This window comes from Corynebacterium sp. HMSC072A02 (assembly GCF_001810085.1).
In the GTDB taxonomy this organism is placed as follows: domain Bacteria; phylum Actinomycetota; class Actinomycetes; order Mycobacteriales; family Mycobacteriaceae; genus Corynebacterium; species Corynebacterium hesseae.
Genome location: NZ_KV799847.1, coordinates 98514 through 117624 on the forward strand (window position 1 = coordinate 98514; position 19111 = coordinate 117624).

General features: G+C 62.0%; 22 protein-coding genes and 1 riboswitch. Of the genes, 15 read left to right on the plus strand and 7 right to left on the minus strand.

The window, feature by feature from the left end; all coding sequences use genetic code 11:
- Position 1 precedes the first annotated feature (1 nt).
- The 5 genes from HMPREF2698_RS05665 to thiC form a co-directional block, all read right to left on the minus strand.
- The gene (locus HMPREF2698_RS05665) at positions 2–781 is read right to left on the minus strand and encodes a thiazole synthase (protein WP_070562795.1); all 780 of its coding nucleotides are present in this window, start codon (positions 779–781) and stop codon (positions 2–4) included.
- Complete coding sequence (gene thiS / locus HMPREF2698_RS05670; RefSeq protein WP_070533194.1) at positions 782–979, minus strand: sulfur carrier protein ThiS; 198 nt, start codon at positions 977–979, stop codon at positions 782–784. It abuts the gene before it with no gap.
- Positions 976–2121: a glycine oxidase ThiO gene (thiO, locus tag HMPREF2698_RS05675; protein ID WP_070533192.1), complete on the minus strand. Its 1146-nt coding sequence runs from the start codon at positions 2119–2121 to the stop codon at positions 976–978. The genes thiS and thiO overlap by 4 nt, the downstream gene beginning before the upstream one ends.
- Positions 2118–2768: a thiamine phosphate synthase gene (locus HMPREF2698_RS05680; protein WP_070562798.1), complete on the minus strand. Its 651-nt coding sequence runs from the start codon at positions 2766–2768 to the stop codon at positions 2118–2120. Before HMPREF2698_RS05680 ends, thiO begins: the two co-directional genes overlap by 4 nt.
- Positions 2761–4563: a phosphomethylpyrimidine synthase ThiC gene (gene thiC / locus HMPREF2698_RS05685; RefSeq protein WP_070533188.1), complete on the minus strand. Its 1803-nt coding sequence runs from the start codon at positions 4561–4563 to the stop codon at positions 2761–2763. Before thiC ends, HMPREF2698_RS05680 begins: the two co-directional genes overlap by 8 nt.
- Positions 4559–4673: riboswitch (TPP riboswitch) on the minus strand. (Overlaps the previous gene by 5 nt.)
- Positions 4674–4846: 173 nt before the next feature.
- Here thiC and rplS point away from each other — a divergent pair.
- From rplS to HMPREF2698_RS05730, 9 genes are all read left to right on the plus strand, one after another.
- Positions 4847–5191 (plus strand): 50S ribosomal protein L19, encoded by a 345-nt coding sequence (rplS, locus tag HMPREF2698_RS05690; protein WP_070533187.1) that lies wholly within the window; start codon positions 4847–4849, stop codon positions 5189–5191.
- 228 nt (positions 5192–5419) lie between these two features.
- Positions 5420–6115, plus strand: a complete 696-nt coding sequence (gene lepB, locus HMPREF2698_RS05695; protein WP_246819444.1) for a signal peptidase I — start codon at positions 5420–5422, stop codon at positions 6113–6115.
- Positions 6093–6794 (plus strand): signal peptidase I, encoded by a 702-nt coding sequence (lepB, locus tag HMPREF2698_RS05700; protein WP_070562804.1) that lies wholly within the window; start codon positions 6093–6095, stop codon positions 6792–6794. Before lepB (HMPREF2698_RS05695) ends, lepB (HMPREF2698_RS05700) begins: the two co-directional genes overlap by 23 nt.
- Positions 6791–7441, plus strand: coding sequence for a ribonuclease HII (locus HMPREF2698_RS05705; protein WP_210386590.1), 651 nt, complete (start codon positions 6791–6793; stop codon positions 7439–7441). Before lepB (HMPREF2698_RS05700) ends, HMPREF2698_RS05705 begins: the two co-directional genes overlap by 4 nt.
- A gap of 87 nt (positions 7442–7528) precedes the next feature.
- Positions 7529–7834: a DUF2469 domain-containing protein gene (locus HMPREF2698_RS05710; protein WP_070562810.1), complete on the plus strand. Its 306-nt coding sequence runs from the start codon at positions 7529–7531 to the stop codon at positions 7832–7834.
- A 221-nt stretch (positions 7835–8055) separates the two neighbouring features.
- Positions 8056–8493 (plus strand): YraN family protein, encoded by a 438-nt coding sequence (locus HMPREF2698_RS05715; protein ID WP_070562813.1) that lies wholly within the window; start codon positions 8056–8058, stop codon positions 8491–8493.
- Positions 8480–10003 (plus strand): YifB family Mg chelatase-like AAA ATPase, encoded by a 1524-nt coding sequence (locus HMPREF2698_RS05720; RefSeq protein ID WP_070562816.1) that lies wholly within the window; start codon positions 8480–8482, stop codon positions 10001–10003. The genes HMPREF2698_RS05715 and HMPREF2698_RS05720 overlap by 14 nt, the downstream gene beginning before the upstream one ends.
- Positions 10000–11178 (plus strand): DNA-processing protein DprA, encoded by a 1179-nt coding sequence (gene dprA, locus HMPREF2698_RS05725; RefSeq protein ID WP_070562819.1) that lies wholly within the window; start codon positions 10000–10002, stop codon positions 11176–11178. The genes HMPREF2698_RS05720 and dprA overlap by 4 nt, the downstream gene beginning before the upstream one ends.
- A 15-nt stretch (positions 11179–11193) precedes the next feature.
- Positions 11194–12105, plus strand: coding sequence for a tyrosine recombinase XerC (locus tag HMPREF2698_RS05730; protein WP_070562821.1), 912 nt, complete (start codon positions 11194–11196; stop codon positions 12103–12105).
- Here the strand turns inward: HMPREF2698_RS05730 and HMPREF2698_RS05735 are convergent.
- Positions 12068–12574 (minus strand): M23 family metallopeptidase, encoded by a 507-nt coding sequence (locus HMPREF2698_RS05735; protein ID WP_070562824.1) that lies wholly within the window; start codon positions 12572–12574, stop codon positions 12068–12070. The genes HMPREF2698_RS05730 and HMPREF2698_RS05735 overlap by 38 nt on opposite strands.
- Positions 12575–12968: 394 nt before the next feature.
- On the opposite strand from HMPREF2698_RS05735, the gene rpsB reads away from it, so the two are divergent.
- The 5 genes from rpsB to HMPREF2698_RS05760 all read left to right on the plus strand — a co-directional run bounded on the left by rpsB (position 12969) and on the right by HMPREF2698_RS05760 (position 17455).
- Entirely contained in the window at positions 12969–13796 is an 828-nt protein-coding gene (rpsB, locus tag HMPREF2698_RS05740) for a 30S ribosomal protein S2 (RefSeq protein WP_070533169.1), read from the plus strand.
- A gap of 254 nt (positions 13797–14050) precedes the next feature.
- Positions 14051–14863 carry a translation elongation factor Ts gene (gene tsf, locus HMPREF2698_RS05745; RefSeq protein WP_070533167.1) on the plus strand — a complete coding sequence of 271 codons (813 nt, stop codon included), beginning with the start codon at positions 14051–14053 and terminating at the stop codon, positions 14861–14863.
- Between the two features lie 244 nt (positions 14864–15107).
- A complete protein-coding gene (pyrH, locus tag HMPREF2698_RS05750; protein WP_070533165.1) occupies positions 15108–15845 on the plus strand; it encodes a UMP kinase in 738 nt (245 codons plus the stop codon).
- Positions 15846–15915: 70 nt separating this feature from the next.
- The gene (gene frr / locus HMPREF2698_RS05755; RefSeq protein WP_070533163.1) at positions 15916–16473 is read left to right on the plus strand and encodes a ribosome recycling factor; all 558 of its coding nucleotides are present in this window, start codon (positions 15916–15918) and stop codon (positions 16471–16473) included.
- A 127-nt stretch (positions 16474–16600) separates the two neighbouring features.
- Entirely contained in the window at positions 16601–17455 is an 855-nt protein-coding gene (locus tag HMPREF2698_RS05760) for a phosphatidate cytidylyltransferase (RefSeq protein ID WP_180952038.1), read from the plus strand.
- A gap of 3 nt (positions 17456–17458) precedes the next feature.
- Here the strand turns inward: HMPREF2698_RS05760 and HMPREF2698_RS05765 are convergent, their stop codons facing one another.
- Positions 17459–17866 (minus strand): LapA family protein, encoded by a 408-nt coding sequence (locus HMPREF2698_RS05765; RefSeq protein WP_070562827.1) that lies wholly within the window; start codon positions 17864–17866, stop codon positions 17459–17461.
- A 93-nt stretch (positions 17867–17959) separates the two neighbouring features.
- Between HMPREF2698_RS05765 and rlmN the strand changes: the two genes are divergently transcribed.
- Complete coding sequence (gene rlmN / locus HMPREF2698_RS05770) at positions 17960–19066, plus strand: dual-specificity RNA methyltransferase RlmN (RefSeq protein WP_070533381.1); 1107 nt, start codon at positions 17960–17962, stop codon at positions 19064–19066.
- Positions 19067–19111: the final 45 nt, after the last annotated feature.

Sequence of the window (19111 nt, forward strand, 5' to 3'; positions counted from 1 at the left end):
GCTACAGGACCTGGTCCGCCCAGCTGGCCAGGCCTTCGAAGGTGGAGGAAGCCTGGGCATGTTCGCGCTGTGGGATGCGCCCTGCACTTCGGGCAAGTCTGCCGGCTTCGACGGCGTGGCGCATGGCGGTGGCCATCGCTTCCGGGTTCTGGCAGCGGTTGACCGCGCTGGCGAGCAGCACGCCGGAGCAGCCGAGCTCCATGGCGAGGGCGGCGTCGGAGGCGGTGCCGATGCCGGCGTCGACAAGCACGGGCACTGAGGCGCGCGAACAAATGAGCTCGAGGTTGTGCGGGTTGAGGATGCCCAGACCGGTGCCGATGGGGGCGCCGAGCGGCATGACGGCCGCGGCGCCAGCATCCTCGAGGCGTTGGGCAGACACGGGATCGTCGCTGGTATAGGCCAGCACGGTAAACCCCTCGGCGGCAAGCAGCTCGGTGGCGTCGAGGGTTTCCACGACATCGGGCAGTAGCGTGTGTTCGTCGGCGATGACCTCGACCTTGACCCACGTGGTGCCCAGTGCCTCGCGGGCCATGCGGGCGGTGAGGACGGCCTCGCGGGCCGTGCGGCAGCCGGCGGTGTTGGGCAGTGGAGCGATGTCCAGGCGGCGCAGCAGATCGAAGATGCTCTCACCGTCACGGGTGCCAGCGTGGCGGCGCATGGCCACGGTGGTCAGCTCGGTCCCGGAGGCGACGAGCGCGCGTTCCAAGGCTTCGTGGCTCGTGGTGCCACCGGTGCCCATGATGAGGTGGGAAGAAAAGGTGGTATCGGCGATGGTGAGCATTTAGCCTCCTTGGACTGCGGTGAGGATTTCCACGGCCGCGCCTTCGTTGAGTGGGGTGGTTTCCCATTGCGAGCGGGGGATGACCTGTTCGGCCACGGCCACCGCAGTGCCGTCAGGAGCGATGTCCTTTTCCTTGAGCAGCTGGGCGACGGTATCGGCCGCCGTGTCATAGGGCTGGCCGTTGAGGATGAGGATCATTGTTGCTCCTTGAGGTGTCGCAATGGGTTACAGGCCGCGAGATCGATGCTGGGATCGGTTCCTTCGATGAGCTCGCGGGCACAGCGCGCGGCCAGTGCCGTGAGCAGGATGCCATGGCGGAAATAGCCGGTAGAGATGACGAGCCGCTCGCTGACGCGGCCAAGATAAGGAAGGTCATCCGGGGTGCCGGGGCGAGCCCCCGCGCTGGCCTCGAGGAACTCGCATTCTTCGACGGCGGGGAGGACGCGGATGGCGTCGCGAAGCAGCGCGTAGACGCCTCCGGCCTGCGCTGAGGACAGGGAATCCTCGCGGGTCGTAGCGCCGACGGCGAGGGTGCCATCGCCGCGCGGGATGAGGTAGATGGGGCGGTCCTCCACGAAGCCGCGCACCACTCGGGTCAGCAGCGGCTGCAGGTGATCCGGAACCCGCAGGCGCAGGATATCGCCGTACACCGGGCGCAGGTGCAGCGGGGACTGTTCAAGCCCAGCTGAGTCAGCCCACTCGATCTCACGCGCGCCTAGTCCGGCTGCGAGCACAACCTGTTCTGCTTCGAAGTCGCCGACGGCCGTGGTGACCACGCCCGTTGCAGCATCAATCGATTGGGCTGCCGTACGGAAGAAACGTACGCCGAGTCCTTGGGCCGCGCTCAGCAGTGCAGCCGCCCATTGGCGGGGGAAGACCTGCGTGTCGCCCGGGATGCTGACGGCACCGGCCAGACGCGGGGACAGCAATGGTTCCGCGCGCCGGGCTTCACGCACGGTGATGCGCTCGACCTCCATGCCGTGGAGGGATTGATACTCGGCCAGCTCGGTGAGGTGCTGGGCATCCGCGCGATCGGCGGCGACGACGAGCGTTCCCTCGGCACGGTAGCCGGTGGGCACCTCTGTGTGTGCGGCGACCAGATCGATGAGCTCCGGGTACCACGCGCCGGAGGCGCGCATGAGCGGGAAGAGCGGATCCTGCTGGTAGACCACCTCGGCGGCGGGGGCGAGCATGCCGCCGGCGAAGTGGGTAGCCCCGGAGGCTGGTGCCGGATCCAGCACCGTGACCTCGTGGCCCCGCGCGGCCAGTTCCACCGCGGTGGCCAGGCCGATGACGCCCGCGCCGATGATGATGACGGATGAATCAGAGCTAGTACTCATCGCGCACCTTCATCGAAGCCGGACAGCAGCTTGCGGCAATAGGCTTCCGGGTCATCGGCATGCATGATGCCACGCACGACAGCTAGGCCGGCCATGCCGGTTGCCGCAAGATCGGCAGCATCCTCGGCGGTAACATCCCCGATGGCCACGAGCGGTACGCGGGAGAGCTTCACCAAATCCGGGTAGGCATCAAGCCCCAACGGGGTGCGCTCGGAGTCCTTCGTCGGTGTGGCGCGGAACGGGCCGCAGCCGATGTAATCAATCAGGTCTGCTACCTCATTTGCGGCCTCGACCAACTCGCGCGTGCCGGTGGTCAGCCCAATAATCGCGTCCGGCCCCAACAACGCGCGGGCGGCGGCCACAGGCAGATCGTCCTGGCCGATATGCACGCCGTGCACCGGCTCGCCAGCGTGGCGGAGAGCGGCGGCGACGTCCACGCGGTCGTCGATAAGCACGCGCGTTTCTGGGTTGGTCTGCGCCACCGCGCGGGCTACGTCGCGGCCCAAGTAGTAGAGATCGCGGGCCGTAATCGGCTTGGAGCGCACCTGTACCACCCCGGCGCCGCCGCGCGCCGCTGCGGCAGCGATGCGCACGACGTCCTCATGCGAGCCCGCGCCCGTGACGAAGTAGCAGCGAAGATCAGGCATGTGCGGTCTCTTCTTCCTGATAGAGCTGTGAGCCCTGGGCCTTGAACTCCTCCGACATCTGCTTCTCGCCCGCGCGGGCAGCTGCCACGACCTCCGGATCGATGGCTCCCTTACCCGGGAAGCTTGGCATCCCTAGCGAATCGGAGAAGGTATCCCGGATGTCCTGGCTGATGCGCATGGAACAGAACTTCGGCCCGCACATGGAACAGAAATGTGCGGTCTTCGCCGGCTCCGCGGGCAGGGTCTCATCGTGGTAGGCCTGCGCGGTGTCCGGGTCGAGGGAAAGCGCGAACTGATCGTGCCAGCGGAACTCGAAGCGGGCCTTGCTCATCGCATCATCCCAGGCGCGCGCCCCTGGGTGGCCCTTGGCCACATCGGCCGCATGGGCGGCCAGCTTATAGGTGATCACGCCGGTCTTGACATCATCGCGGTTGGGCAGCCCCAAGTGCTCCTTCGGGGTGACGTAGCACAGCATGGCCGTTCCTCCCATGGCGATGTGCGCCGCGCCAATGGCGGAGGTGATGTGGTCATAGCCCGGCGCAATATCGGTGACCAGTGGGCCTAGCGTGTAGAAGGGAGCGTCCGAAGCCCAGTCCTGCTCCAGCTCATTGTTTTCCTGAACCATGTTGAGCGGGACGTGGCCCGGGCCCTCCACCATGACCTGGACGTCATACTCCCAGGCGCGCCGGGTGAGCTCACCGATGGTCTTGAGCTCAGCGAATTGGGCGGTGTCGTTGGCATCCGCCAGCGAGCCGGGGCGCAGGCCATCGCCCAGGGAGAAGGCGACGTCGTAGCGCGCGAAGATCTCACACAGCTCATCGAAGTTCTCGTAGAGGAAGGACTCCTTGTGGTGTGCCAGGCACCAGCCCGCCATGATGGAGCCGCCGCGGGAAACAATGCCGGTGACGCGGTCCGTGGTCAGCGGGATATACGGAAGCAGGACGCCGGCGTGGATGGTCATGTAGTCCACGCCCTGCTCGCACTGCTCGATGACGGTGTCGCGGAAAATCTCCCACGTCAGGTCCTCAGCCACGCCATTGACCTTCTCCAGCGCCTGATAGATGGGCACGGTGCCGATGGGCACAGGCGAGTTGCGCAGGATCCACTCGCGCGTGGTGTGGATGTCATCGCCGGTGGAGAGATCCATGACGGTATCCGCGCCCCAGCGCGTGGCCCAGCGCAGCTTCGACACCTCTTCCGCAATGGAGGAGGTCACCGCTGAGTTGCCGATATTGGCGTTGATCTTGGTGAGAAACTTCCGCCCGATGATCATCGGCTCCGACTCCGGGTGATTCACGTTATTGGGCAGGATGGCGCGGCCGCGCGCGATTTCGGAGCGCACAAACTCCGGATCGCAGTGCTCGCGCAGGGCCACGAACTCCATCTCCTTGGTGATGATGCCCTGGCGCGCGTAATGCATCTGGGTGACGCGCTTGCCCTCCTTCGCGCGCAGCGGCTGGCGACGCTCCCCCTTCCATTCCTGGGAAGCGGCACCGCGGCGCTCGGCGGAGCGGCCATCATCGGCGAGGTTGCGGGCGCGGCCCTCATACTCGTCGACGTCCCCGCGCTCCGCAATCCACTCCGCGCGTAGCGCCGGCAGACCTACCTCTGGCTCGCACTCCGGGCCGCGGGTGCGGTAGACGCGGAAAGGTTCATTCGGGCCGGAAGGGGAATCATCCAACTGAATCTCGGTCTCGGGTACCTCGAGGCCGTGCTCCCGGATGGGGGAGTAGGAGTGCTTGGGGTGAATCTCGCCGGAGTCAGAATTGTGAATGGGGGTATGGGTAGCCGTCATGGCTGCTCCTCTCTTCCTTCGCTGGTGCTAACCAGACAGGTTCAAACGGTGCAGGCGCGGTATCAGCGCCACTCTCAGCCCACTTCCCGTGGGCACCCGTGGGGTATCAGTGCGCCACCCACCTTAGAGCCCGCAACGAGGAGATGTCAGGCGTTTGGCACAATTTGTTCTGCGGGGGTGGGGTGTGGAAAGATAGCGATGTTCTGTGTAATAGGCACGAACCGGTCAGCCGCCGCGAGGTGGCGCCAGGGTCCTCTGTCTTAAACTGAAAAGGAAAACACCAATGGCAAACCTCATTGACAAGGTTGATGCAGCTTCGCTGCGCGACGATATCCCGTCCTTCCGCCCGGGCGATACCCTTGACGTCAACGTCAAGGTGATCGAGGGCTCCACCGAGCGTACCCAGCTCTTCAAGGGTGTCTGCATCCGCCGTCAGGGCGCTGGCATCCGCGAGACCTTCACCGTGCGTAAGGTTTCCTTCGGCATCGGCGTTGAGCGTACCTTCCCGGTTCACTCCCCGAACATTGCCTCCATCGAGGTAGTCCGCCGCGGCCGCGTTCGCCGCGCCAAGCTGTACTACCTGCGCGACCTGCGCGGCAAGAAGGCCCGCATCAAGGAGCGCCGCTAGTTCTAGCTGCTCTGTAGCCCTCAGCCCTCCGCTTCCCACCGATTCTTGTGGGTAAGGCGGAGGGCTTTGTGCTTTCAGCAGCCTCCGGCCGAGCCGCATACCGGGATGTCGGCGCGCATTGCTAGGATTTAGCCCGTGGAAAAAGAAAACGACATTACTGAAGGTTCCCAGGGCGTGGGGAAAGAGGCGTCGGAAAGCGCAGCACCCCCAGCTGAGGAAAAGAAGCAGATGCCTTGGTTGCTGGAGACCGCACTGGTGGTGGTTTCCGTGCTTGCGGTCGTTGGTGTTTTCCAAAACTTTGTGGGCCGGCAGTACGTCATTCCATCAGGGTCGATGGAGCCGACCTTGCATGGCTGTGAAGGCTGCAATAACGACCGGATTTTTACCGAAAAGGTCTCGTACTATGGCGACAAGGACCCAGAGCCCGGTGATGTCGTGGTGTTCAAGGGAACGCCGGACTGGGACAGGAATTGGGTATCGCCGCGTTCCGACAACCCGGTCATCCACCGCATTCAGGACGCGCTGAGCTACGTTTCGCTCACCCCGCCAGATGAGAACACCTTGGTCAAGCGTGTTGTTGCTACCGGTGGCCAGACTGTGTCCTGCCAGGAGGGTGATCCGGCGGTCATGGTGGATGGCAAGCCCATCGAACAGGACTATGTGCAGGACCCGCCGACGTATCGCGTTGATGAGACCACCGGTTCTTACGCCTGTGGCGGCGCGTATTTTGGCCCCGTGACCGTGCCAGAGGGCAATATCTGGGTGATGGGAGATAACCGCACGGCTTCCGCGGATTCGCGCTATCACATGCAGGATGAGTTCCAAGGAACGATCCCGCTGGAGAACGTCCGCGGCAAGGTCATGTTCATCTTCTTCCCCTTCAACCGCATTGGTGGAGTCGATGACCCGGACATCCAGTCCTAGAGGGCGCGATGTCCTCACGGCGCTAGCACTCACCTTCGTGGTGCTGGCGCTAATTCAGGCTTTAGTGGGGCGGATGTATCTCATCCCGTCTTCCTCCATGGAACCCACCCTGCACGGCTGCCCGGGGTGCACGAATGACCGCATCGCCGTGCAGAAGGTGAGCTATTACTTCAGCGATCCGCGCCCCGGCGAGGTTGTTGTCTTTGCCGGTCCTGACTCGTGGAACACGTCTTTTGAGGTCAAGCGGTCCCGCAATGTAGTGCTGCGCGGACTGCAAAACATTGGCGCCGTTGTGGGGCTGGTGCCTAATGGCGACAACATCCTGGTTAAACGCGTCATCGCTACAGGCGGCCAGACCGTGTCGTGCCAAGAAGGGGATCCGGCCGTCATGGTGGACGGCAAACCCACTAACCAGGACTTCGTTCTGGATCCGCCGGAGATTCCGATTGATGAACGCGTGGGATCACAAGCTTGTGGCGGCGCCTACTTCGGCCCCGTTACCGTCCCGGAAGGCCATCTGTGGGTGATGGGAGATAACCGCACGAACTCCTTGGATTCGCGCGCGCACCTCGGGGATAACCTGCAGGGCACAGTTCCTGTTGAGAACGTGCGCGGAAAGGTCGCCGCCGTGGTGGTTCCGGTTAGCCGTGCGCAAACTATCGATGACATGCCGTTATAAACGCTATGCGCCGACTGAAACAGAAGAGAACCTATGAGGTCGCGCTCTCCAAGGCAGGGCTCGGTCCAGTTGCAGGGGTGGATGAAGCTGGGCGCGGGGCATGCTGCGGGCCAGTGACCATCGCCGCGTGCATCTTGCCGGAGCGCATCCTGCCCGGCTTGGAACGGCTTGATGATTCGAAGAAACTCACGCCGGCGGCCCGGGAAAAGCTGGAGCCGCTGATTAAACGCCGCGCGCTAGCGTGGTCGGTGGTGCACGTGGGCGCGAAGGACATCGATACCTTTGGCATCCAACACGCGAATGTCTCAGGGATGCGCCGGGCGGTGGCACGACTGGGGGTCCGCCCGGGTTACGTGCTAAGCGACGCCCTCTTCGTCCCCGGTCTGCCCGCCCCGCAGCTGCCGATCATCGGTGGTGATGCCGCCGCACGATGCATTGCGGCGGCAAGTGTCCTAGCCAAGGTGTCCCGTGATCACCTGATGATGGAGTTGGCCAAGCAGTACCCGGGATATGCCCTGGAAAGCCATAAGGGTTATGGCACGGCAATACATCAGGAAGCTATCGCCCGGCTGGGGGCGACTCCTGAGCACCGCATGAGCTATCGCAATGTAGCTGACGCACATGCGCGATTCCTCGCGCGCGCCTGAAGCCTTGTTCAGGACGCGGGAACTAAGCTGGTGCTGATTCTGTGACACCGTGAATCCGGGTAATTGTGAGCGAAGGAGAAGCACACCGTGAGCGCTGAGGAACTCGATAACTACGAGGCTGAAGTCGAGCTGTCGCTGTACCGCGAATACCGCGATGTGGTCAGCCAATTCTCCTATGTAGTGGAGACTGAACGTAGGTTTTATCTGGCCAACGCTGTGGAGCTTATCCCGCATACGTCGGGTCCGGACGTCTACTACGAGGTCCGCATGTCTGATGCTTGGGTCTGGGATATGTACCGCTCGGCGCGTTTTGTGCGCTACGTCCGTGTAATCACCTACAAGGACGTCAATATTGAGGAGTTGGATAAGCCGGGTTTTGTCCTACCGGAATAGAGCTCTAGGTAAGTGATCTAGATATAAGTGGGTGGGGAACGCCACGTTGGTGACCCCGGACTAGTTATCCACAGATTTGCGGTGGCGAGGCATTAAGTCCTCGCCACAACGCAGCTAATGGGGTGTTCTGGAAGTGCCGTAAGGGGGTGTGCGGCACGGGAATTGTCTTGTGTCGTGCTTGCGGCGTGTTGTGTACACGTTCAATTCCAAGGAGCACCATAGTGACAAGAAATCTAGCAACCACTTTGCATTCACCGACAGTGGGCCAGACCATCCGCCCGGCGGATGCACTGGGAAAAGCGGGGGAGAAATTCGCCGCTGACTTTTATCGTGCGCGCGGGGCGCAGGTCATCGCTGCGAACGTCCACTACCGTGTGGGCGAGCTCGATCTCGTCGTGCGTGAACCCGATGGGACCATTGTCTTTTGCGAAGTAAAGACTCGGGCAAACCGCATTTTCGGCGTCGCGGAAGCAGTAACCCCACGCAAGTTAGCGCGCTTGCGCAAGGCGGCCGCGCAATGGCTGAGCGCCGCACGGAGCGAAGGGCAGGCGTTGAGCAAGGTCCGTTTCGACGTACTCGGGCTGGTAGCCACCGGGGCGAAGTCGGGGGAGGCGTTCGAGGTGGACTACTTCCAGGGAGTCGATCATGGCTCTCGGTAGGTGCGACACGATAGCGCTGGATGGGGTCCTGGCCCGGGTGGTCACGGTGGAGGCCAACGTTGGCCCCGGGCTGCCGGGGGTTCACGTGGTGGGGCTGGGGGATGCCGCAATCTCAGAGTCGCGGGATCGCATCCGTACTGCGGTAAGCAATTCGCACTTGCCGTGGCCCAAGACGAAGGTGGTGGTGTCCATGTCACCGGCCTCGCTGCCTAAAGCAGGGGCGCACTTTGATCTCCCGATGGCCTTGGCAATTCTAGGAGCAGGCCAGGCGGAGAAGAGTCGCCTTAGCGGGGCGCTGGTTCTTGGTGAGCTGGGGTTGGACGGGCAGGTACGCCCGGTCTCCGGCATCATCCCGGCCATTCTGGCTGCGCGTTCACAGGGCTATGACACCCTGATCATTCCGGTGGGAAACGCTGCGGAAGCAGCATTGGTGTCCGGCATCACGGTACTCGTGGCTGAAACGCTGTGGGATGCTTTTGCGTGGGCGTGCGGGAGTGATTGCCTGCCGGACGCGCACCTCATTGCGCATGCGGCAGCGCCTGCGTGTGAGCAAGTCGCCGATTTCAGCGAGGTGGCAGGCCAGAAGGAAGCCAAGTGGGCGGCGGAAGTTGCCGCTGCCGGCGGCCACCACGTGATGATGGTGGGTCCACCCGGCTCCGGTAAGTCGATGATTGCCTCGCGTTTGCCGGGGATTCTGCCGCGCCTGAGCACAGAGCAAGCAGTGGAAGCCACGGCCATCCACTCGGTGGCGGGAGCCGTCGGCACCGCCATCTCACGGGCTCCGTTCATTGCGCCGCACGCTTCGGTAACGAGGGCCGCGCTGATCGGTGGCGGCTCAGGGCGCCCACGGCCAGGAGCAGTGAGCTTGGCGCACCATGGCGTGCTCTTCCTCGACGAGGTCAGTGAGGTGCCTGCGCAGGTACTCGATAGTTTGCGCGCCCCCTTGGAAGAAGGACAGGTGCGCCTGACGCGGGCGAGCCGGGAGGTTATCTTCCCCGCCCAATTCCAACTAGTGCTGGCTGCAAATCCCTGCCGGTGTGGAGCCGAAGAACCGGCGCGTTGCGAGTGCCGAGTATCAGACAGGATGAATTACTTATCCAATCTGTCGGGGCCGCTGCGGGACCGCCTCGACATCATCGTGTCCCTGTCGGGGCAATCAGCGGTGCTCCAAGCGGAAGGTGAAGAGACCTCTGAGGTCATCGCTCAGCGCGTGGCCGCAGCCCGGGAACGCATGAAGGCGCGCTGGGAGGGCGACGGGTTGGGAAGCGTGGTCAATGGAGCAGTTCCGGCTTCATATTTGCGGCGCCACCGCCCAGCAGCGGAGTCTGCGATGATCATGCTCGCCGCCTACCTGGCGGAAGGGGAGCTGAGCCAGCGCGGGGTCGACCGTGTTCTGCGCCTAGCCTGGACGCTGGCAGACCTCGACGGCTCATCTCGCCCTGAGCTCGAGCACGTCAGCCGGGCGCTGGATCTCCGCGGGGCTGGGACGATCGAAAGGCTGGCGGCATGAGTGAGCTCAATCTATCGAGTAGCCGGCATACGTGGGCCTATCTCAATCGCGTGGTGGAGGGTCCTTCACCAACTCTTCACGGGCTGTTGACCCAATACTCGGCTGAGGAGATTGCTCGGGGAATCTACAAAGGAGAGGATTGGATTGGGCCCCTGAGGCAAGCCACGGCTTCGCGGCGTGAGTGGCTGCGGCAAGACGAAGACCTGGCTGTAGCAGATGCGGAAGGCGCTCGGCTTATTACGCCCGCGGACGCTGAGTGGCCCGGGGAAGAGTTCTCCCGTGCCTTCGGTTTCTATCATCAAGGGGTGGTTGATGCCCCGGCAACGTTTGATGACCAAGCAGTTCCACCGCACAGTCTGTGGGTACGCGGTGGAAACCTGCGCGAAGCGGTATCTCAATCTGTGGCCCTCGTGGGCACGCGCGCGGTGAGCAGGTATGGCTGGGAGGCTGCGTCACTCTTAGCGGGTGGCCTTGCGGCTCATCAATGGACAGCGGTGTCCGGCGGAGCGGTAGGCGTTGATACGGCGGTCCATGAAGCAGCCCTCGATGCGGGCGGACTGACCGTCGCTGTGGCGGCCTGCGGCATCGATATTTCTTACCCAGCGCGAAATGCGAAACTCTTTGACAGAATCGCCGAGAAAGGATGCATCGTGTCTGAATTCGCGCCGGGCACGCGGCCACAGCGATTCCGCTTCTTATCCCGCAACCGTCTCGTGGCGGCGATGACGAGTGGCACTGTGGTGGTTGAAGCGGGGTTCCGCTCTGGTGCTCTTAACACGCTGAATTGGGCGGAAGCGCTGGGCAGGGTTGCCATGGCCGTACCGGGGCCTATTACGACATCTGGTTCCTTGGGGTGTCATCAACGAATTCAGGATGGGCGGGCCCAATTGGTGGCGTCTGCGGATGAAGTTCGGGGGTTGGTCGGCAAAGCAGGAGAGGTAGATGTGGTGGGACAGTATGAGCTCGAGTTTCAGCCGACTGCTGTGCAGCGCCTGTCCCGCAATGAGCTTCGGGTGTATGACTCCACTCCACCGGAAAGCGCGGAGGAAGGCGCGAGCGCTGAGGACATCGCGGCGGCCGCGGGAATGCGGGTGGCGTTGACCATTCACCTTCTCGTGGCGATGCAGAAGATGGGGGTGATTACTCGCTCGGGGGCGATGTGGCAGCGCACCTGAGTACACTCATGAGACATGAGTGGTGCAAGTGGTAACGGTGAGCGGCACGTGGGCGGACAGCTGGACGAGGCGATCGAAGACTTCGCGGAATTCCAGCGCATCGTCCGCGGCCGTTCCGATGCGACCGTTCGCGGCTATTGCTCCGACCTGCGCTTGCTGGCGACGGAGGTTCCGGACTTCTCAGCGTTCACACTGAATTCCCTGCGCGAATGGTTGGCCCACGCCGTTTCCGAGGGCAAGTCCCGCTCCACACTGGCGCGCCGCACCGCCGCGGTGCGTGCTTTTTCCACATGGGCTGCGCGTGAAGGCTATTTAAAAACTGATGTGGCGCAGCGTTTGGCCACGCCAAAGGTGGGCAAACACTTGCCGACGGTGATGTCGCCTTCAGCGGCGGGGGAGCTGATGGGCAATGCCGTCTCCGCCGATGAGATCCATTTCCTGCGTGATAGTGCCATGCTCGAATTCCTCTACGCCACCGGTGCGCGCGTGGCTGAGCTCGTCGGTCTCAACATCGGGGATATCGATGTGTCCCGGCGTACTGCCCGCGTCACAGGTAAGGGCAATAAACAGCGCGTCGTCCCGTTCGGGGATGCAGCTCACGATGCGCTTTGTGCCTGGTTGGAAACGGGCCGTCCCCAGCTTGCGGGTGATACGGACGCGGTGTTCGTGGGGACCCGCGGCGGGCGTATCGACCCCCGCCAAGTCCGCCGTGTTGTCGAGCGCGCCGCGCAAGTGACGGGAACGCCGGGTTTGACCCCGCACGGATTGCGTCACTCGGCGGCAACGCATCTGCTCGAGGGCGGAGCGGATTTGCGTATTGTCCAGGAGCTGCTCGGGCACTCTTCATTACAGACCACGCAGGTCTACACGCACGTCTCCGCCCAGCGGCTTAAGGACGTCTACGCCCGCGCCCACCCACGGGCTTGAGGCGAATGACAGGTTCCCCAAGCAAATCCAGCGGATTGATGTAATCCTCGCGTCCTTCAATCGCGCCCCAATGCAGTCCCGGATAGCCGTCCACGGACGGAGCGAGGGTGCCAATCACGTCTCCTTCCTGTACCCGGTCACCTTTCTTGACTCTCGCAAACACTGGTTGATAGGTCGTGCGCAGGCCGTTTCCATGAGCAATTGATAGGGCCGGTTTGCCCGCGATCGAACCGGCGAAGTATACGACGCCATCGCCGGCCGCGAGGACCACCCCGCCGACAGGCAGGTCTAGATCGACACCGCGGTGGCCCGCCATCCAGCGCTTTTCGGGAGGCTCGAAGCCGCGCAAAACACGCGAAACGACAGGTTCCCCGGTGGTGGGGTCGACGTAGGCGGCGGCTAGGGGGACGTCGACAAGCGCGGCCCAAGTACACAGCAAGACGGATACATAAAGAAGACGGTGACGCATGCCTCCAAGCCTGCGCTCGGACGCCTCTTCAGAGAAGAGGTGCAGCCACTGTTGTGGATAACCTGTTAAAGAAGAGGCCACTGTTGCAGCAGGGGAGAAGACCGTAGAGTCATCAACAATCCTGCTGAGATAAATCAGGCCCGTCGTTTGGAATCACCATGTGTGCAGTACTAAGCTAGCCCATAGCAGTCTGTGCTCAAGCCTAAAATGCTGGCGCATGGATTGACTACGCGCGGCGAAGCAGTCGCTTCCTGGGTTAAGGAAGAGGCAGCCTGTGGTTGACGTGGTCCCCGCAATAGTGGGGTGTTGACCAGGGCCTTCGTTGCTAGGGTGCGGAATAAAACACCGCACAATTTTTGCAAAACCGAAACAACATATAGAAAGCGAGCGAAACATGGCAGTCGTAACCATGCGCGAGCTCCTCGACGCTGGCGTCCACTTCGGTCACCAGACCCGTCGCTGGAACCCGAAGATGAAGCGCTTCATCTTCACCGACCGTAACGGCATCTACATCATCGACCTGCAGCAGACGCTGACCTACATCGATGAGGCCTTCGAGTTCGTTAAGGAAACCGTCGCACACGGCGGCACCATCCTCTTCGTTGGTACCAAGAAGCAGGCTCAGGAAGCCGTTGCTGAAGAGGCAACCCGCGTGGGAATGCCCTACGTTAACCACCGCTGGCTCGGCGGTATGCTCACCAACTTCCAGACTGTCTCCAAGCGCCTGAAGCGCATGAAGGAGCTGCAGGCTATGGATGCGGCTGAGGACGGCTACAAGGGCCGCACCAAGAAGGAAGTTCTGATGCTGACCCGTGAGCGCACCAAGCTGGAGCGCGTCCTGGGTGGTATCTCCGATATGACCAAGGCTCCGTCCGCACTGTGGATCGTTGACACCAACAAGGAGCACATCGCGGTCAAGGAAGCTCAGAAGCTTAACATCCCGGTCGTCGCCATCCTGGACACCAACTGTGATCCGGATGAGGTTGACTTCCCGATTCCGGGTAACGACGACGCCATCCGCGCTACCAAGCTGCTCTCCGGCATCATCGCCACCGCTGTGGAAGAGGGCAAGAAGGCTCGCGAGGAGCGCCAGCTGGCTCAGGCCAAGGAGGCCGCCGGCGACAGCGCTGAGAAGGACGCCCGCGACGCCGCTGAGGCCGCCGCTGCGTCTGATCCGGCTTCCGCAGAGAAGTCTGAGGACGCTGAGAAGTCCGCAGAGTAATCTGCACACCTTAAGCCCCCGTACCGCACGGCCCACAGTGTCCGCGGCGATGGGGGCTTTTTCTCACGTGTTTTCTTAGCGTGCTAAGACGCGTGGCACATTAAAGGGTTGAAAACACCACGCTGAAGGTCTTCAGATTCTTCGCTGGGGGAGCTGGCGAAAAACTAGCACCCCCTCAACGCGACGTGGTGGTAGTGATTCCGCTACGCTGTTTCAACGAATACCGTTCAATTCCAAGGAGGATCGCTCCAACTATGGCGAATTACACTGCTGCAGACGTAAAGGCATTGCGTGAGGCCACCGGCTCCGGCATGCTCGATTGCAAGAAGGCTCTCGAAGAGTCCCAGGGTGACTACGACAAGGCCGTTGAGTACCTGCGCATCAAGGGCGCAAAGAACGTGTCCAAGCGCGCCGAGCGTGAGGCCACCGAGGGCCTGATCGCCGTTTCCGGCAACACGATGGTCGAGATCAACTGTGAGACCGACTTCGTGGCTAAGAACGAGGCTTTCAAGGCTTTTGCCACCAAGATCGCTGAGGCTGCCGGTGAGGCCAAGGTCAACTCCGGTGAGGAGCTCAACAACCTGGAGATCGACGGCAAGAAGGTCTCTGAGATCGTTGACGAAGAGTCCGCAAAGACCGGCGAGAAGCTGCAGGCCCGCCGCGCAGTCACCATCGAGGGCGACAACGTTGCTGTCTACCTGCACCAGCGTTCCGCTGACCTGCCGCCGGCAGTGGGTGTCCTGGTCTCCTACGAGGGCAACGCAGAAGGCGCTCACGCAGTGGCACTGCAGATTGCGGCTATGAACGCCGAGTACCTCACCCGCGAGGACGTTCCGGCTGAGGTCGTTGAGAAGGAGCGCGAGATCGCTGAGGCTACCACCCGCGAGGAGGGCAAGCCGGAGGCAGCCCTGCCGAAGATCGTGGAAGGCCGTCTCAATGGCTTCTACAAGTCTGTGGTTCTGCTTGAGCAGGCAGCTCTGTCTGACTCCAAGAAGACCGTCAAGCAGGTCGCAGACGAGGCCGGCACCACCATCACCGGTTTCATCCGCTACGAGGTTGGCGCTTAAGCTTTACTAGAGCTTTCGTAGCTAGGGAGTATTGCTCCGTAGCTGCGGTTTCTCCCTCCTCCTCTTCATCCCTGTGGCCGCCTGGCCGGTGGGGAAGAAGCGGGGGAGGGAATTTGCTGTTTTCTGCCGCCCCTTAGGGTGGGGGTTGTGCGCAGCTGAATATATAAGAGCGGCTTCCTATGGTTAAGATGGAACGGAATTATTCGTGCGCTTAACTGAAGCGTCGCCATGCGTGAAGGAGACGATGAAGACCGTGACTAACCCTGAACCGAAGCGAACCGGATACAAGCGAGTCATGCTGAAGCTGGGCGGTGAGATGTTCGGCGGTGGCAAGGTCGGCATCGATCCTGATGTCGTAGAAAACGTCGCCCGCCAAATCGCCGAGGTGGCCGAACAAGGAACTGAGATTGCCGTCGTTATCGGTGGCGGTAACTTCTTCCGCGGAGCGGAGCTGTCCCAGCGCGGTATGGACCGCGCTCGCTCCGACTACATGGGCATGCTGGGTACAGTCATGAACTCCCTGGCGCTGCAGGACTTCCTCAAGCAGCAGGGCATCGACTGCCGTGTGCAGACGTCCATCAACATGGCACAGATTGCGGAGCCGTATCTGCCGCTGCGCGCCGACCGCCACCTAGAAAAGGGGCGCGTGGTTATCTTTGGCGCCGGCATGGGCATGCCGTACTTCTCCACCGACACCACCGCAGCGCAGCGCGCGCTGGAGATTGGTGCAGAAGTCCTCTTCTTGGCCAAGGCTGTCGACGGCGTCTATTCCGCTGACCCGCGCACGAATCCGGACGCGGAGCTCTACTCCGAGATCACCCCGCGTGAGGTCATCGAGAAGAACCTCAAGGTGGCTGATGCTACGGCGTTCAGCTTGTGCATGGATAATAATATGCCGATTCTGGTCTTCAACCTCCTCACCGAGGGCAATATCAAGCGCGCCGTGAACGGCGAGAAGATCGGCACGCTGGTCCAGTCTTAGTACAAACGGGCCGCGACCTGCTACATTCTTTCCCAGTACTTTTGACTATTTCAAGGGAGTTGTAACCCTCATGATCGACGAGATTCAGCTCGAAGCTGAAGAGCACATGACCGCCTCGGTGGAGCACGCCCGCGAGCAGCTGATCACCATCCGCACCGGCCGCGCCAACCCAGCCATGTTTAACGGCTTGGTCGCTGAGTACTACGGTGTGCCGACCCCGATTACCCAGATGGCAACCATCTCGGTTCCTGAGCCGCGCATGCTGCTCATCAAGCCTTATGAGCAGTCCGTGATGAATGAGATTGAGAACGCAATCCGCAACTCGGATCTCGGTGTGAACCCGACCAATGATGGTCAGGTGCTGCGCGTTACTATTCCGCAGCTGACTGAGGAACGCCGCCGTGAGATGGTCAAGCTGGCTAAGAGCAAGGGTGAGGACGGCAAGATTGCTATCCGTAACATTCGCCGCCGTGCCATGGAGCAGCTGAAGAAGCTGCAGAAGGACGGCGATGCTGGCGAGGACGAGGTCATCGCTGCAGAGAAGGAAATGGAAAAGATTACTTCCGGCTACATCGAGCAGGTGGACAAGCTCGTCGCCAATAAGGAAGAGGAGCTCATGGAGGTGTAGCCTCCACACACGAGCTTTGACTTGCCGCCGCGCCAGGCACCGACCAGCACGGCGGTCTTTTCTGTGTAGAGCTTAAGCACCCACGACTACCTGAGGAGCATGCGTGAGCACTGAGCACCCGAGCCGGATGCCGAAACCCAAGAATTCCGCGGGCCGAGACATGCCTGCGGCGATTGCCGTCGGCGTCGGCTTGGGCGCGCTCGTCGTTTTTGCGGTGTGGGCCGGGCCTTTGGTGTGGTATCTCGTCGTCGCCACCGCAGTGGGCTTGGGCATGTGGGAGGTTCTCACCCGGTTGCGGGAGCACTCCTACTATGTCCCGCGCACCCTGCTGATCGTTCTTGGCCAAGCCATGGTGTGGGTCTCGTGGTTCCTCAACGCCCCGGGCCTCGTTGCGGTGTATGTGGTTGCGGTTCTGGCGCTCATGTTCGGGCGCCTCTTCCACAACGGCAGGCACCGTCCGCCAATTAACTATCTCCGTGATATGTCGATGGGCATCTTCGTGCTGACCTGGATACCCCTCTTTGGCACGTTTGCCGCGATGCTTTCGCGGGTGGAGACGCCGTTTGCTTCGGGGGCGGCGTCGATTGTCGTGTTTATGCTCTGCGTGGTCGCCTCAGACACCGGTGGCTTTATCGCCGGCGTGATGTTTGGCTCGCACCCCATGGCCCCGGCGGTCAGCCCCAAAAAATCGTGGGAAGGTTTTGCCGGTTCGGTTGTTTTCGGAACCCTTACCGGCGCGCTTTCTTTCGCATTCCTGCTTCACCACAAGCCGTGGGTGGGCGCACTGATGGGATTGGGTCTTGTCTTTTGCGCCACCCTCGGTGACTTGGTGGAATCCCAGTTCAAGCGCGAGCTAGGCATCAAGGACATGTCTGCCTTGTTGCCGGGACACGGCGGCATCATGGACCGCTTGGACGGCATGCTGCCGTCCGCGATGGTGACGTGGGTGGCAATGAGCTTCCTTACCACCCTCGCACCTTAAGGCTTAGCGGCGAGCTTGCTTGCGCACCTGGCGGCGTAGCTCGAACATGCGCCAGCCGCCTACTAGGGCCATGATGAGCGCACCGGAGATGGCGCAGATGAGGTAGGTGACGCCGGCAGGGAACTGGACGGTCCAGTTAAGGAAGTTGAGCGGTACCTGGTGCTGGTTCTGCAGGATGAAAATGATGAGGACGATGAGCAGTAGGAAGCCCACGATCAGGGCGATCCACGTGCTGGCTGCGAAGGAGCCCTTCACCTTGCCATCATTTTTCTCCGCATAGTCCGAAGTTGTCGGAACCGGCTCTACTGGCCCTTCGGTCGCGGGGGCTTCCGCGGTGTAATCATTCAGCGGCTCCTCGGCCGGAGTGGTGGAGGGGCGGAATTCCTCGGGGGAGTTTTCTGGATTCGTCATGCATCTATTAAATAGGTTGAGATGTCACTTTCGCCACTCCAGCAGAACTTAGATTGGATAATGTGGCCGAAAACGTGGAAAATGGGCTCTACCATGGCTGAACCACTGAAACTGAATTTCTCCGCTCCGCGGCGCGGGCTACCCCCGAAGCACTTCGCGGACCTGACCGAGGCCGAGCGCATTGAGGCGCTCGCGGAACTTGGCCTGCCCAAGTTCCGGGCAAAGCAGCTGGCCAAGCACTACTACGTCCACCACACCGCCGATGTCTCTGAGATGACGGATATCCCGGCCGCCTCCCGCGAGGCGGTGCAGGAGCGTTTGTTCCCCACGCTCATGGAGCCCATTCGTCAGACCTCTACCGATGATGGGGAAACCACCAAGTCCCTGTGGCGTTTGCACGACGGCACTTTGCTGGAATCCGTGCTCATGCGCTACCCAGGGCGCGCAACACTGTGTATCTCCTCCCAGGCTGGCTGCGGCATGGCCTGCCCGTTCTGCGCCACCGGCCAGGGCGGGTTGGACCGCAACCTGTCCACCGCGGAAATCGTGGAGCAGTTTAGGCACGCTGCTCGCCTCATGGAAGAGGAAGGCGGGCGCCTAAGCAACGTTGTTTTCATGGGCATGGGTGAGCCGCTGGCTAACTACAAGCGCGTGGTTCACGCGGTGCGCCAGATTACCGGCGCTGACCTCACCGGTTTCGGCCTTTCCCAGCGCAATGTCACGGTGTCGACGGTCGGCTTGGCACCGGCCATCCGCAAGCTCGCGGATGAGGACTTGTCCTGCACCCTCGCCGTCTCCTTGCACACCCCGGACGATGAGCTGCGCGATACCCTCGTGCCAGTCAACAACCGCTGGCCGGTTGAGGAGGTACTTGATGCCGCTAAGTACTACGCCGATAAGTCGGGCCGCCGCGTTTCCATCGAGTACGCGCTGATCCGCGATAAGAATGATCAGGATTTCCGCGCTGACATGTTGGGCCGGAAGCTGCATGCGGCTCTGGGCTCCAAGGTTCACGTCAATGTGATCCCGCTGAACCCCACGCCGGGCTCGGAGTGGGATGCTGCCCCGAAGGCGCGCCAGGACGAGTTCGTTCGCCGCGTCATCGCGCAGGGCGTGCCGTGCACCGTGCGCGATACCAAGGGCGATGAAATCGCTGCCGCCTGTGGCCAGCTCGCTGCCGACGAGCGCGAGAGCGCTTAAGAGCTCTGCTTACAGTTTCCTAACAATAGTTTCGCCGGAGGAGAA